Below are 14,456 nucleotides of genomic sequence, written 5' to 3' on the forward strand. Positions count from 1 at the left end.
CAGCGAAATCAGTATTGACCCGTAAATGGCGACACTAAACCTTTGACCGGTAATTACCTGACCGTAAATTCAGCGCACTATTCAACCGGTGAATAATGACGGCGCAAAGCCATTTCCGGGCGCCGCATTTGGGGACGCTACGGCTTGATGCGGATCGGCCCGGGCGACCACCATCCGGTGCGGGTGGCGGTGCCCAGGTCGAGCTGCGCCGGGTGCGCGTCGGCGATGGTGTCGAATTTGCGCAGCGACCCCCAGTCGCGGCCCCAGTCATGGGACAGGTACGTCGACATGACGTGGGCCCGCAGTAACAGGTCGGTGATGCCCAGCAGGCCGCCGTTGACGCCGTCCTGCCAGGTGTCGGTGTCCTGCTTCTTGGCGTTGTAGTCCGGGGTGATGCGGAACTCCGGGATCTCGGTGACTCCGTTGGAATGCAGCATCGGCTGCTGGCAGGGGAAGGCCAATCCGACCGCCCAGTCCATCAGCACCGGCCGCTTGGAACCGACGTATTCCTGCAACGAGCGCAGCTCCGGCACCCGCGGCGGGGTCAGCGCGACCCAGTCGTCCGGCGTCAGGGACAGGTCCTCGGCGACCACCCGCACCGCAACCGCGTCGGCGGGCATCTGGGAGCGCGCGAAGCGCAGGTTCCGCCACACCTTCGGCTGCTCGCCGTACAGGTCGTAGGGCACCAGGCGACCGGCCGGCTGCACCGAGCCGCCGGGACCGGGCCTGCCGAATTCCAGCTCCACGGTCTGCCCGTTGGTGTGGCCGTGCAGGATGCTGTTGCCGGCGATCGTGCCCGCGGCCGTGACCACCACCAGCGGGTGCCCGTCGTCGCGTTTGGGCAGCTGGTACCACGCCGAGGTCAGCCTGCTCTGCTGCTGCGCCCCGGTGGTGTAGCTGCCGGCCAGCGGCACCCGGTTGGGGTCGAGTCCATACGGCAGCGGCATCGTCGAGCCGTTGACGCCCGGGGTCTTCAGCTTGGTCGGCGCGTCCCAGTCGTAGTCGGTGCCGGGCTGCGGCACCTCCGTCTCCTTGACCGACTCGGCCAGGGTGCGATCCGGTACCCCGTTGGGCGTGAATCCGGTGGGGTTGACCCCACCCAACGGACCCAGCGGACCGTAATCGCCTGGCAGGGCGGCCATGAAGCCGGCATTGCTGTCCGGCTCGACGAGCACGTCGTCGGCCAGCCCGCAGCCGCCGCTGAACTCCCGCAGGTTGTCCCAGGCGTTGGAGTAGGTGGGGTACTGACGAACGATGCCGGCCACCATCGACGCGATGAACACCAGCGCCATGAAGCCGGCCGCGACGGGGATGGGCGCGGCGGTCAGCGCCCGCGCCAGCCGCCCTTCGCCGCGGTCCCTGGGTGCGAAGTGCAGGTAAGCCGCCCACAGCGCGACAATCACAAAGAGTGCGAAAAAGACTGTGCTCACGCTGATTCCGTGGAACCTCGGCATCACGTTGTTGAACGGGACACCGAAGCTCGACACGTACCACCAGCCGTTGGTGGTGGCGAAACACAGCGCCAGCACGAACAGCAGCGCCGCCACGAACGCCATTCGGTTGCGCGACCAGCGCAAGACCTCACGCGACACCAGCACCGTCGTCAGCGCGGCCATCGCCGCTCCCACCGCGGCGAACAACCCGAAGTGGTGCACCCACTTGGTGGGGGTGAACATCAGGAAGAACATGGTGCCGAAGATGACACCCATCAGCCGCCAGGCCGGCCCGCGTGCGACACCGGGAATTCGCTTGCGCCGCAACATGATAAAGACGGCGGTGAACAGACACAGCGCCGTGACCAGGAACCCGAAGCGGCGTGACAGCGAGCCGTCGACGGTGGGCAGGATCAGGTAGTAGTAGCGCAGGTTCTCGGTGTACCAGGCCTGGCTGGGGCCGATCGAGGTGCGAATCCTGGTGGCTTCCAACACCGTTGACAGCGTCTGATCGGCGAACACCACGGTCAGGATGACCGTGCCGGCGGCCAGCATCGGCGCCACCAGCGGCCAGGTGCCGACCAGCCGATGGCGTTTCACCAGGATCCGCAGGATCGGGCGGCCGCCGGCGACCAGCGCGGCCACGGCGATCAGCCCGGTCGGCTGTACCCCGAGGGTGAACGCGGCGGTGACGACGGCCAGCGCGGCGGGCGTCAGCCGGCTGTAGCGCATCGAGCGCTCGATCAGCACGTAGGTGATCAGCGACCCGACGGCGATGATCGGCTCGGGGCGCAGGCCGTTGTCGAACGGCATCCATGCCGTCAACAGCACCATGCCCGCCGCCCAGTTCGCCGCCTTGCTGCCGGCCACCGCGGGCCCCAGCCGGGGCAGCACCTCGCGCGAAAGCAGCAGCCAGCACACGATTCCGGCGAGCAGGTCCGGCAACCGCATCCACAGGCTGGCGTCGGTGACGTGCGTCATCAGCGCCAGCAGGTTGTAGTACCAGCCGAAGGGGTCCTCCGGGCTACCGAACCAGCGGAAGTAGTTCGACATGTAGCCGGCGCGGTCGGCGACTCGGGCCATGCCCAGGATGTAGCCGTCGTCCGACGAGTTCGCGCCGATCACGTGCCACAGCACGAAGCCGGAGATCACCGTGACGTCGGCCAGGGTGAACGTGCGCCAGTTCGCCGGAATGAGCCGGCGCATCCGGTGACCGTCCAGCTGATCGAGCCGCCACAAGGCGATGAGCGCGACGACGGTGGACACGATGGCCAGCACCATCGCGGCCAGCTTCAACGTCGTTGGGGTGGTGGAGAACCGGGTGTCGATGGTCGCCGAGAGCTTCAAACCCGCCGGGGCCGGGCCGCTCAGGTCGGTGAACACGCCGACGATCTGCGGCCGCAGGTTCGGATCGGGGAAGCCGCCGCCGAGCGGCTTGCCCGCCGGATCAGTCAGCCCGACGAAGGTGGCGAAGGCGCCCGCCTTCGTCGAGCTGATCTCGATGCGCTGACACTGTGGCGACTCCACCTGATCGCGGGCCGCGCTCGCGATCACCACGTTGCGGTCGGTGACGTCGACGCGCTTGCCGTTGACGACCACGAACAACGCGTTGAGGGCGGCGTCCTTGCCCTTCTTGGGCGCCGTACTGAGCACGACCCCGCCCTGCGGCGGCAGGGCGCGCACCACCGAGCACGGCACGGTTACCTTCACGTCGACCGGTGTGAGCGAAATCAGCGGCGCGGTGACGCTGCTCAGCTGGCCGTTCTGCGGCCAGTTCAGCGTCGCGGTGGTCTGCACGACGGGCAGCAGCGGCGTCGCGATCGACAGGATGAAACCGATCAGCCCGGCGATCGTCGCGACCCAGCGCGTCACCCGAACGTTCTGACGGACGGCCGCCTTGTCTTCGCGGTTCTCAATGGTCGCGACGCTCATGGCAGCGCCCGAATCGGTCCCTGCCGGCTCCAGCCGTGCACTGTCATCACACCCTGTTCGATTGCGGCGTCCGGCGCCTGATCAGCCGGCACCAATCGGAAGTACTGCTCCACGGATCCCCAGTCGCGATGCCAGTCGCCACGCAGGTACGTCGCGATCGTCGAGGTGCGCAGCATCGCCTGAGTGATCAGGAACGGACCCCCGTCCTCGCTGGCCTCCCACCCGTTCGACGACGCCGCCGTTTGTTTGTGATCGGGCAGGATGCGGTACTGCGGAAGCTCGGCAACGCCAAGGTGCTCGGAGAACGGATGCTGGCACGGGAAGTTGGCGGCTGTGGCGATGTCCATCAGCACGGGGGTTCGCGAACCCATCAGCTGTTGCAGGGTCTCGAGCACCGGGACCCGTGGCGGTGTGACCGCGAACCACTGATCCGAACTCAGGTTTGGGTCGTAGGCGACGATGCGCGCCACGTTCGCCTCCGGTGGCGCCCAGGTCAGCGGGAACCGCAGGTTGCGCCACGCCGGCTCCGGCCCGATGTCGATCGGATAGACCTCTGCCAACGGCTGGGTGGTGCCGTCGGGACGGGTGACGCCCCACTGCAGTTTCAGCTGTTGGCCGTAGGTGAAGGTGCCGTCCTCTTTGTACGACCAGATGGCGCCGGCCGCCGTCACCACCACGATCGGCCGGTCGCTGGTGCGCGGCGGCAGCTGGTACCAGGCCGAGGTGGCCGTCGCGGCCAGGGTGTTCTCGCCGTAGCTGCCCATCACCGGGGTGCGGGCCGGGTCCAGCCCGAACGGCAGCGCGGCATGCGACCCGTTCACGCCGACCGCGCCTCTGCCGCCGGCCGTGCCCGCGGAGTCAGTCATGGTGGCGTTGGGTTTGTTGGGTGACCCGGTGGAATTCACCACGCCCGGCTTGGTCACCACAGGGTACGACCTCAGGTCGTCGCCCACGCCGTCGGGTTTGAAGCCAACCGGGTTGACGCCGCCGAGCGGGCCATCGGGGCCGAAGGTCTGTCCGGGCACCGGCTGCAGCATGCCCGCGTTGGGGTCGGGCTCGACCAGCACGTCGTCGGCCATGGCGCAGCTGGTCTTCGACAGACTCGAACTGATCGCGGCGAGGTTCGCCTTGCCGGTGGTGTAGAGCGGATAGCGGAACACTGCGCCCTTGGTCAGCGAGGCGACCTCGCCGACGACCATGATGGTCGCGACCACCAGCAGCGGCGTCGACGCCAGCACCCGGTTGCGCCGGTTGTCCTTGACCTCGGTGTGCCCGGCGTAATCCATCCGGAAGTGCTGCCAGGCGGCCAGCAGGCCGGTCGCGATCGACAGGCTCAAAAATATCGTCGTCACCGGGTGGCTGGCGATGACGGGCTGGATGTCCCACCACGGCACGCCGTAGTTGCCGACGTAGAACCAGCCGTTGACGCCGGAAGTGGCCACCGCCAGGACGAACAGCAGGGCCGTGACGTACAGGGTCAGGTTGCGGCGGTTGTGCAGCCCGATCCGGGCCAGGGCGAACGCGGTCACCGCACCCAGCGCCCCGGCCAGCCCGGCGAACGCACCGAACTGGATCGCCCACTTGGTGGGGGTGAACGTCAGCAGCAGCAGACCGAAGGCGGTGGTGCCGATCAACCGCCAGGCAGGCCCGCTGGCCACGCCGGGGATCCGGCCGCGGCGCAGCAGGGTGACCAGCATGCCGAACATGCACAGCAGCAGCACCAGCACCGCGAATCGCCGGGCCATCGACCCGTCGGGGTTGGATTCCACCGTGAGGAAGTAGTAGCGCAGCCAGTCCTGGTACCAGGCGATGGTGGGGCCGACCTTGTACTTGATGCGCGCCGATTCGGCGACTGTGGCGAGCGTCTGACTGCGGAAGACCACCACCAGGATCAGCGACGCCGACGCCGCCAGCACGGCCAGCGGTGCCAGCAATCCGTCGGTCGCCCGGCGCCGCCGGATCGTCTGGGCGACGGCGCGTGCGCCGGTCAGCAGCGCGGCGACGGCGATCAGGCCCTGCGGTGCCAGCGTCGCGCTCAGCAACGCCACGATGATGGCCACCGCCGCCGGGGCCAACCGCCGCAGCGCGATCGCGCGTTCCACCAGCATCCAGGTGACCAGCACGCCGAGGGCGATCAGCGGTTCGGGCCGCAGCCCGTTGTTGAACGGCAGCCACGCCGCCACGAACACCGCGCCCGCGGTGAAGACCGCTACCCGGTTGGCGGCCAGGCCGCCGCGGCCCGGTCCGAGCCGGCGCAGCACCCAGTGGCTGATGATCAGCCAGCAGCCGATCGCGGCCAGCGTGGCGGGCAGCCGCATCCACACGCCGGCGGTGCTTACCGAGGCCATCTTGGCCAGCAGGCTCAGATACCAGTCGAAGGGAGCGTCCGTCGTGCCGAAGTAGCGGTAATAGTCGGCGATGTAACCGGCGCCGGGGGCGACGCGGGCGATGGTCAGGTTGTAGCCGTCGTCCGACGACGTGGCGCCGATGATGTGCCAGAACAGCAGGGTGGCGATCACCCCGGCGTCGGCGATCCACGTCGCGATGCCCACCCGCCGCCAGTTGGCCAGGTGCGTGCCCGGGCGGTACCTGGAGAGCCAGGCGATCGGCGAACGCCAGTTGAGCAGCGTGCTGCCGCCGCGGCTGCGCCGATCCAGCACCGCGAGCGCGATGATGGCCGTCAGCACGGCCAGGGCGCCCAGGACCATCACGATTTCCTTGAGGACGGTGGGCGCGGTGATGAAGCGGGTGTCGATGTCGATCCGGGCCGACAACCCCGGCCCCGCCGGCACTTTCAGGTCGGTGAAGACGCCGCCTACCTGGGGCTTCTTTTCGGGGGACAGGACCCCGGAGGCGCCCGGTATGCCGACGAAGTCGGCGCCCGTCGCGCCGGCGTTCGCCCAGACGTGCAGCCTGCTGCAGCCCCCGGCGGCCACGGCCGAGCGTTGCGCGACCGCGGCCACCGTGTCGCGGAACGCGACGACGACCACGTCCGTGTCGGCCCGCACGAACAGCCCGTTCTTCCCGGCGTCCATGCCGCCGGGCGGCAAGGTCGCGACCACCAGCCCGCCGCTGGCGGGCAGCGTGGCGATGTCCGGGCAGGGGATGGAGATGTCCAGCGCGCGGGGCGCTCCCGAGACCAGGGGCGCGGTGATCTGGCTGACGTGCCCGTCCGTGCTGCCCTGCGGCCACAGGACCGTTGCGGTGGTCTGCTTCACCGGAAGCAGCGGGACGGACAGGCACAGCAGCAGGCCCACAATTCCCGCGACGGCAGCCACCGACCGGGGAATCCGCTGCGATCGCTCTTTACCGTCGTGGGGCACGAGGCTCGATCGTAAGCGACGCTCCTTTGTCCGATGAGGACGCGGGGCCGCGCAGCGCCCGGCACCTGCTGGTCACGCCGTAATACCGGGCGCGAATCACAGCAAAACTCGCCTGCCGATTCAGCATTGGTTGCGGTTTTGCGTTCAAAATGGGGGGGCTGAGGCCTCGAGTGCGGCCCGCCGACCCCGGGAGGCTGACAGCGCGTGAAGAGCGCAGGTCTGGGATTTGGTGTCCTGGGACCGTTATCGATGACGGTCGAGGGCGCTCAGCTGCCGCTGGGCGCGCCGAAACAGCGCGCGGTGCTGGCCATGCTGCTGATCCACCGCAACCGGCCGGTGTCCGTCGACGCGTTGATCGATGCGGTGTGGGGTGAGGCTCCGGTGCCGGCGGCGCGCACCAGCATCCAGTCCTATATCTCCACGCTGCGCCGGCTGCTGCGAGGCGTGGTGGCCCACCCGACCGGGGTGCTCGCCAGCGCCGCGCCCGGTTATCAGCTGAATGTCGCCGACGCCGATTGCGACCTGGGCCGCTTCCGTGCCCACAAGGCGGCGGCAGTCCAGGCCGCCGCCGTGGGACGCTTCGAGGAGGCCAGCGGCCACTTCTCGGCGGCGCTGAGCGAATGGCGCGGACCGGTGCTCGACGACCTGCACAATTTCGCGTTCGTCGACGCGTTCGCCGGCATGCTGCTCGAGGAGCGGGTGGCAAGCCATACCGCGCGCGCCGAAGCCGAGATCGCCTGCGGTCGCGCCGATGGCGTCATCGGTGAGCTGGAGGCGCTCGTTGCACGGCATCCGTTTCGCGAGCCGCTGTGGGCGCAGCTGATCACCGCCTACTACGTCACCGAGCGCCAGTCGGATGCCCTGGGTGCGTATCGCCGGCTGAAGACGGCGCTGGCCGACGGGCTGGGCATCGATCCGGGCCCGACGGTGAATGCGCTGCAGCAGCGCATCCTGCGCCAGGAGCCGCTGGGCCCCGGTCAGCCCAAGCGGGCCGGCAAGCGGGCGGTGATGACCACCCACAAGCAGAGCACCCTCCGCTCGGAGTCGACGGGCGCATTGGTCGACGCTCCGGTGGTCGCCCGGCTACGCGACAAGAACGGGCGGCACTATCAGCTCAACGGAGTGACCACCCGGATCGGACGTCTCGACGACAATGAAATCGTCCTGGACGACACCGAGGTGAGCCGCCACCACGCCGTGATCATCGATACCGGCGCCGATTTCCTGATCACCGACATGAAGTCCACCAACGGTGTGCACGTGCGGGGCCGGCGGGTGCAGCGCAGCGCCACCCTGCAAGACGGTGATCGCATCCGGATCGGCAGCTCCGAGTTCATCTTCGAAATCCGCCCGGGCTGAATGCTAGTCGCGGACTCGCGCCGCCAGCGTGGCCAGCCCGGGGCCGTCCAGGTCGGCCAGCGCCGCCGGACGCCCGGTCATGGCCAGCAGGAGTGCCTCGCCGGGACCGGTCACCTCGGGCCCGTCGCCGTGCGTCCACTCGACATCGGTGGCGCGCAGCCGCAATCCCCTGATCCGGCGCCCCGCACCCAGCCTGGGATTGCTGGGCACCAGGGGAAGGATCCGCTCGAGTCGATCGGGCGGCACCACCCGCGGGCGGCCCAGCGAGCGGCGGATGTCCTGGTGATGGATGGCGCCATCGACGAGCGCGATCATACCGCCGAAACCCGCTGTCAGACCCCGTGGTTGAAGATGACCGCGCAGGAATTCCAGTAGCTGCTGCGGGGTCAGCGCCGCGAATTCGTCGACGCCGACCTGGTTGGCCCGCACCACCCAGCCCTTGCCGAATCGTCTCAGCAACCCCAGCGCGCCCAGCTCCTCGTAGCTGATCACATGCGCGACAACGTCTTTGACATTCCACCGGGTGCACAGGGTGGGTGCTTCCCAGTCCTGCGGAGTGAGGGTGGCAAGGAATTCCGCGAGGTCGCTCCGCTCGGCGCGGGCCATGGTCATCAGATCGGAGGTCATGGATCACCGTCGCTCAGCATGTCCAAGCTGCTCCCCGAACCCGGGGGCCGCGAACCGCAAATCTAGACCCATCAATATCGAGTCTCAAGGGTTGCGCCGCAGGTTAACTCGAGTCACAAGAATTTCGCAAGAATCTCTGAACCAGTTGGCAAGCCGTCTGTCGCAACCTGGTGTTGCCGGTCATCCAGATCGGCCCAGGAAACTAAGCGAATACGCACAGTACGGCAGATAGGAATCACCACCATGAAGCACAACATCGCCGGAGCGGACAGCCAGACCGACGTCAAGGCCAAGAAGGTTTCGAAGCTGCGCATCGCCGCGGGTGTCGGGTTGGGCGCCATCGGTTTGTCGATCGCCGGATCGCTGATGCCGGCCGTCGCCTCCGCGAGCCCGTACGTTCCGCACAGTGGACACTTGCACCCGGTGCGCCACTACGCCGCCAACTTCCTGAACCCGGGCTGGACCCTGACGCACCCGTTCAACGCCGCCCTGCCATGATCTGACGTCGGTATCCGCCCCGCTTTCGGCTGCTGCCGGAAGCGGGGCGGAATTCGTTGTGCGACTTAGTGTCTCAGCGGGGCCGGGCCCCACAGCCCGCTGCGCGTCGCCGTCCCCAGCAGTAGGTGGGCGGGTTTGGCGTCGGGATAGTAGGGCGACAGCCGTTGTAGCGAGCCCCAATCACGAGACCAGTCGTCCTTGAGATAGGTGGCCATCGTGGTCGCCTTGGTCAGCAGCTCGATGACGCCCAGCGGGCCGCCTCCGTTGTTGTCCATCACCGGTGAGTTGGCCTCGGCGCCGAATCGGTCGGGCAGGATGCGCCATTTCGGAGTCTCGTCGACGCCGTTTTGATGACCGAACGGTCGCTGGCAGGGGAAGGCCAGCCCGACGAGCCAGTCCAAGAACACCGGGTCGGCGGAGCCCACCACGTCCTGCAGCGTGCGCAGCCGCGGGATTCTCGGCGGCGTCAGCGCGATCCAGTGCTGCGGTGCCAGGTCTTCGTCGTCGGCGACCAACCGAATCTGCGTGGCGGAGTTCGGGATTGCCGACAGCGGCAGCCGCAGGTTGCGCCACGCCGGCGACGCGCCGACGTCCGCGAACTGGAACGAGCCGCCGGGGTGTCCGCCCGTCGCCTGGTCGTCGGTGGCCCACTGCACCTGGACCTCGCGGGGATCGAAGCGCCCGGCGGCACTCACCACCAGCAGGGGGCCGGCCTTGTCACGCGGGGGCAGTCGATACCAGCTGGACCGCAGGTGGGCCGGCACCTGGATGCCGGAGCGCCAGCTGCCCAGCACCGGTGTGCGCGCGGGGTCGAGGTTGAAGGGTAGTTGGGCCGACGAGCCGTTGATCCCGGGTGCGGGGGTGGTGCCGCCCTCGGTGCCGGCCTGGTTGCTGCCGGTCTTCTCTTCGTCGTTGACGAAGCTGCGGTCGCCCGGGCGTTCCATCACCGGGTCGGCGCGCACGTCGGCGGGAATCCCGTTGGCCGTGAAGGCTTCCGACAGTCCCGCGCCCAGGGCGTCGGCCACCGATGCGTTCACCGGCGTCAGCATCCCGGCGTTGGGGTCTTGCTCCACCAGCACGTCCTCGGCCAGTCCGCACGACTTCCCGGTCAGCGCCTGCAGGTTGGAGCGGCCGACCGACCACGCCGGATACTGGTCGGTCATCGCCAGGGTCAACGATGCCACCTCGAACACCACCAGCACCCACGTCGCAATTGCCAAGGGCGCCTGGATGATTCCGGCCGCTCGTGCCCCTAGCCGGGTCTTGGGCGGTCCGTGGAACCTGGCGGAGTCCGGGGCGACGAAGTGAAACCACGCCGCCAGCAGCAGCACCACTAGGGTCAACCCGAGCAGCGCGGTGGCGAAGGCGTAATGCCAGGCGGGGAACTCGTTCGACCACGGCACACCGAAATTGGATACGTACCACCAGCCGTTGACGCTGGCGAACGACAACGCCACCAGGAACAGCACCACCGCGGCGAACACCGTGCGGTTGCGCCGGGATCGCATCGCCGCAGCGGTCACCGCGACCGCGGCCAGCGCACCCAGCGGCCCGGCCAGTCCCGCGAACACCCCGAAGTGGTGGGTCCATTTGGTGGGCGTGAACATCATCGCCACGAAGGAGATGATGGTGATCCCGACGATGCGGCGGCTCGGCCCGGCGGCAGTGCCCGGAATGCGGCCCTTGCGCAACGACATCGCGACCGTGATCCCGAGCGCGAGGACCAGCGCCAGCACGGCGAAGCGGCGGGCGACCGACCCGTCCGGGCTGGCCATGAACAGCCGCTCGTAGCGGAGGTGTTCGTCGAACCAGCTGAGGCTGGGCCCGACGGCGCGCTTGAGCATGCTGGCCTGGATCTCACCGGCCAGGGTCTGGTCGCGGAAGATCAGGATGGCGGTGACGGTGACCGCGGCCAGCAGGGGCGCGATCAGCGGTAGCGCACCGAATCGTGCGGAGCGACGGTGCAGGATGGTCCGCAGCGGCCCGATTGCGACCAGCAGCGCGCCGATGGAGGCGATGCCTGTCGGCCCGGAGAACAGCGTCAGCGCGCCGATGATGCAGGCGATCGCAACCGGCAGCAGCCGGCTGGTGGCCACCGCGCGTTCCACCGAGCACCAGGTCAGCAGGATGCCCAGGGCGATGATGGGCTCGGGTCGCAGGCCGTTGTCCAGCGGCAGCCAGACGGCCAGGAACATGCCGGCCGCGGTCCAGGCCGCGGCGCGGTTCTGTTTGACGGCATGGCCCAGCCGCGGCATGACTTCGCGGCTGATCACCCACCAGCACGTCAGCGCCATCGCCAGGGTGGGCAACCGCATCCAGATGCTGGTGGTGCTGACGTGCGCCCACAGCGCCAGCAGGTCGTAGTACCAGCCGAACGGCGCCTCGGGCGTGCCGAACCAGCGGTAGTAGTTGGCCATGTAGCCGGCGTGCTCGGACACCCGGGCCATGGTCAGGATGTAACCGTCGTCGGAGGTGTTGGCGCCGACGAAGTGCCACCACACCAGGACGCCGATGACCAGGGCGTCCAGCCCACCGATCGACCACCAGCGGGCGGGCAGGAAGCGCCGGTGCCGGGTCCCGTCGGCGGTGTCGAGGATGTGCAACGCGATCAGGGCGGCGGCCGTCATTACCAGCCCGAGGATCATCGCGGCCATTTTCAGCGGGGTGGGGCTGCTGCTGTACCGGGTGTCGATGGTCGCCGAGAACTTCAGGCCGGACGGCGCCGGCCCGCTCAGATCGGTGAAGACGCCGACGATCTGCGGCCGGAAGTCGTAGCCGCTCTTCTCGCCGCGCAGCGGTGAGCCGGGATGCTCGGCGGTGGGGCCCTGGGTCAGCCCGACGAATTCGGCGGTGACCCGGTCGGCGTGCGCGGTGAAGGTCAACCGCTCGCAGGCCGGACTGAGCACCTGGCTCAACGGGGCGTCCACCACCGGGACGTTGCGCACCACCAGCACCAGGTCGTTGTTGGCCCGCACGATGAGCAGTCCCCGGTCGACGGCTTTCGGCGCCTGCTTGGGAACCGTCGACAACAGCACCGTCTTGCCGCCGGCCAGCCCGGCGGCGGCCTCGCACGGGACGGTGATGGTCAAATCGGTGGCGACGTAGCCGATCAGCGGCGCGTCGACACTGCTGAAGGTGCCGTTCTGCGGCCAGTTCAGTTGGGCGGTGGTCTGGTCGACCGGAAGCAACGGGGTGGCGATCGCCAGCAGCACGCCGAGCAACCCGGCGACGGAAGCAACCAGCCGGGCGATCCGGTGATTGGCTTCCCTGTCGTTCACGGAGCTAGATGGTAGTTCTTCGGGGGTACGGGGCCCCGTTTGAGGCGCGGTGTCGGTGCTCATCAGTGGTTACGTCCCGGGCTTGCGGATGGCCAGCACAAATGGGCCGACGGTTTGAACGACGAAACGCGGGTTGTCGAACAGCGACCCGCGCAGATCGACGGTGTAGCGCCGCACGTTGGGCTGGTTGGGGTAGACGTCCTGGGCCAGCCGCAGCGTGTAGTTGCCTCCGGCGCCGCGGCGCATCAGAAAAACCGTCGGCGCCGGCCAGGGGCAGCTGTCCAGGGCGTGGATCAACTCGTCGGCGGTCTTGAGGTTGGACCACTTGTTGATCTGCGCGGCCCGCAGGTCGAACTGCGCGAGCGGGTTGGCGTAGTGCGAGGTGAGGCTCTGAAATCCCCAGTAGGGGTAGAAGGACAGGAAGCTGTAGTCGGCGGTCAGCACGACGGTCTGGTCACGCGGCTTGCCGGTCACCTGCGTGATGGCGTGGTCGATGGTGGCGTAGAACTTTTCGGCGCTGGGCGGCCGTCGGTCCCCGCGCTGCCCGTGACCGTCGGTGTCGGTGTAGGCGATGGTCAGGTCGGGCCGCAGCACGTCGGGGATGTCCTGGCTGAACGCGATCGCGGCGGCCAGGCCCACCGCGGCGGCCACCGGGGCTATCGAGCTTTGCACGCCGCGACCCCAGCCGCGGTCGCGGCCCGCGGCGGCGACCGCCTGCGCGAGTTCGAGGAAGCCGAACGCCCCGGCGGCGACCAGCAGCACGCTCAAGGTCGGCTGCAGCCGGAACGACAACAGGGTGGTGCGTGCCAGCGTGGTCAGCATCGACAGCAGCGACCACAGGTAGATCGCCAGCACGCCGATGGCCAGGGCACCCGCCCGCGCCGACGATCGCGCCCGCAGCACCAGCCACAGCGTGCCGATCAGGCAGACCACACCCAACAGCGTGAACTGCAGCATCGGGAAGGTCAGTTCGGCGCCGTCGGCCGGCAGGTAGTGCATGGCGCTGCCGGAGTTGCTGATCGGGCTGTGCACCGCCCGCAGCAGGAACGGCAACCAGGTCGTGCAGGCGATCAGCACGGCGATGCCGGCGATGACGGCCAGCCGCCGCAGCGGATCGAGGGCGGCCCTGAGGCCGCCGGTCGTGCGGTCGCGTCGCCAGCGCACGCCGGCCAGCCACAGGGCCATCAGCCCCACGGTGAACGCGCTGAACCCGAACAGCAGCGTGTACCAGGTCGCCGTCCAGCCCAGGAAGATCCCGGCGGCGATCACCGCGCCCCAGCCCGGCCGGCCGGAGGCGTCCGGGCGATCCCCGGCCCGCAGCCCCGACCAGGTCAGCACCAGCATCGGCGGCAGCAGCATGGTGATCATCGCCGAGTAGGGCTCCGGAGAGGCGTAGGCCAGCGTGACCGCGGCCGTCGCGGTGGTCACGATCAGCGCGTATTCGAACCGGACCATCCGCCACCACAGCACCAGCGCCACCGCGACCGCGATGGTGATCGAGGTGATGGCCCACGGCTTGAAGATCTCCCAGGCCGGAGTGCCGCCGAGCGCCGCGGCGCGCCCGCCGATCCAGAACCAGCCCGGCGGGTAATACGGCGGTAGCCCGAGGTAGGTCATGTCGTGCAGGGCGGGGCTGTCCGCCAGCCGGGTCACGTATTCGGTGCGGAACTGCTGGTCGACGGAGATGCCGAACAAATAGAGCTTGGTCGCCCCCAGCGGCATGCCCAGCGTCACGACGGTGAACGCGGACACGAAGGCCACACCGGCCAGTCGGGTCAACAGCCGGCCGCGGGGGCGCGAGCAGCGCCGCCACACGACGCCGACGGCGACCAGCCCGGCCAGGCAACCGACCTGCCCGACGGTGGTCAGAGCGTGCAGTTGATTGGACGACGGGAACGCCGGCCACTGCACCCGGGAGATGGCGACCAGCGAGACCGCCGCGACGGCGACCGCGACCAGCACCGCTAAAGCCATCTGGCCGAGGGTGGCCAGCGCGTTACGCATGG

General features: G+C 68.9%; 7 protein-coding genes. 2 read left to right on the plus strand and 5 right to left on the minus strand.

Features of this window, described 5'->3' with window-relative positions; translation table 11 throughout:
* Nucleotides 1-137: 137 nt before the first annotated feature.
* Nucleotides 138-3,365, minus strand: coding sequence for an arabinosyltransferase domain-containing protein (locus tag ACIUM1_RS15980; RefSeq protein WP_406813631.1), 3,228 nt, complete (start codon nucleotides 3,363-3,365; stop codon nucleotides 138-140).
* Nucleotides 3,362-6,688, minus strand: a complete 3,327-nt coding sequence (locus ACIUM1_RS15985; protein ID WP_406813632.1) for an arabinosyltransferase domain-containing protein — start codon at nucleotides 6,686-6,688, stop codon at nucleotides 3,362-3,364. Before ACIUM1_RS15985 ends, ACIUM1_RS15980 begins: the two co-directional genes overlap by 4 nt.
* A 204-nt stretch (nucleotides 6,689-6,892) precedes the next feature.
* On the opposite strand from ACIUM1_RS15985, the gene ACIUM1_RS15990 reads away from it, so the two are divergent.
* Nucleotides 6,893-8,047, plus strand: coding sequence for a BTAD domain-containing putative transcriptional regulator (locus tag ACIUM1_RS15990; protein ID WP_406813633.1), 1,155 nt, complete (start codon nucleotides 6,893-6,895; stop codon nucleotides 8,045-8,047).
* A gap of 3 nt (nucleotides 8,048-8,050) precedes the next feature.
* On the opposite strand, the gene ACIUM1_RS15995 is transcribed toward ACIUM1_RS15990, so the two are convergent.
* On the minus strand, nucleotides 8,051-8,674 hold the full coding sequence (locus ACIUM1_RS15995) for a maleylpyruvate isomerase family mycothiol-dependent enzyme (protein ID WP_406813634.1): 624 nt from the start codon (nucleotides 8,672-8,674) through the stop codon (nucleotides 8,051-8,053).
* Between the two features lie 243 nt (nucleotides 8,675-8,917).
* Here ACIUM1_RS15995 and ACIUM1_RS16000 point away from each other — a divergent pair, with 243 nt between their 5' ends.
* On the plus strand, nucleotides 8,918-9,172 hold the full coding sequence (locus ACIUM1_RS16000) for a hypothetical protein (RefSeq protein WP_406813635.1): 255 nt from the start codon (nucleotides 8,918-8,920) through the stop codon (nucleotides 9,170-9,172).
* A 65-nt stretch (nucleotides 9,173-9,237) separates the two neighbouring features.
* On the opposite strand, the gene ACIUM1_RS16005 is transcribed toward ACIUM1_RS16000, so the two are convergent.
* Together ACIUM1_RS16005 and ACIUM1_RS16010 are read right to left on the minus strand one after the other, a co-directional pair.
* Nucleotides 9,238-12,513 carry an arabinosyltransferase domain-containing protein gene (locus tag ACIUM1_RS16005; protein WP_406813636.1) on the minus strand — a complete coding sequence of 1,092 codons (3,276 nt, stop codon included), beginning with the start codon at nucleotides 12,511-12,513 and terminating at the stop codon, nucleotides 9,238-9,240.
* 6 nt (nucleotides 12,514-12,519) lie between these two features.
* Nucleotides 12,520-14,454, minus strand: a complete 1,935-nt coding sequence (locus ACIUM1_RS16010) for a galactan 5-O-arabinofuranosyltransferase (RefSeq protein WP_406813637.1) — start codon at nucleotides 14,452-14,454, stop codon at nucleotides 12,520-12,522.
* Between the last annotated feature and the right edge of the window lie 2 nt (nucleotides 14,455-14,456).

This window comes from Mycobacterium sp. M23085, from assembly GCF_045343915.1.
In the GTDB taxonomy this organism is placed as follows: domain Bacteria; phylum Actinomycetota; class Actinomycetes; order Mycobacteriales; family Mycobacteriaceae; genus Mycobacterium.

Coding starts and splice junctions, on each gene's coding strand:
- ACIUM1_RS16005 (WP_406813636.1), bottom strand. CDS start 12,513: ATGAGCACCGACACCGCGCCTCAAACGGGGCCCCGTACCCCCGAAGAA.
- ACIUM1_RS16000 (WP_406813635.1), top strand. CDS start 8,918: ATGAAGCACAACATCGCCGGAGCGGACAGCCAGACCGACGTCAAGGCC.
- ACIUM1_RS16010 (WP_406813637.1), bottom strand. CDS start 14,454: ATGCGTAACGCGCTGGCCACCCTCGGCCAGATGGCTTTAGCGGTGCTG.
- ACIUM1_RS15980 (WP_406813631.1), bottom strand. CDS start 3,365: ATGAGCGTCGCGACCATTGAGAACCGCGAAGACAAGGCGGCCGTCCGT.
- ACIUM1_RS15995 (WP_406813634.1), bottom strand. CDS start 8,674: ATGACCTCCGATCTGATGACCATGGCCCGCGCCGAGCGGAGCGACCTC.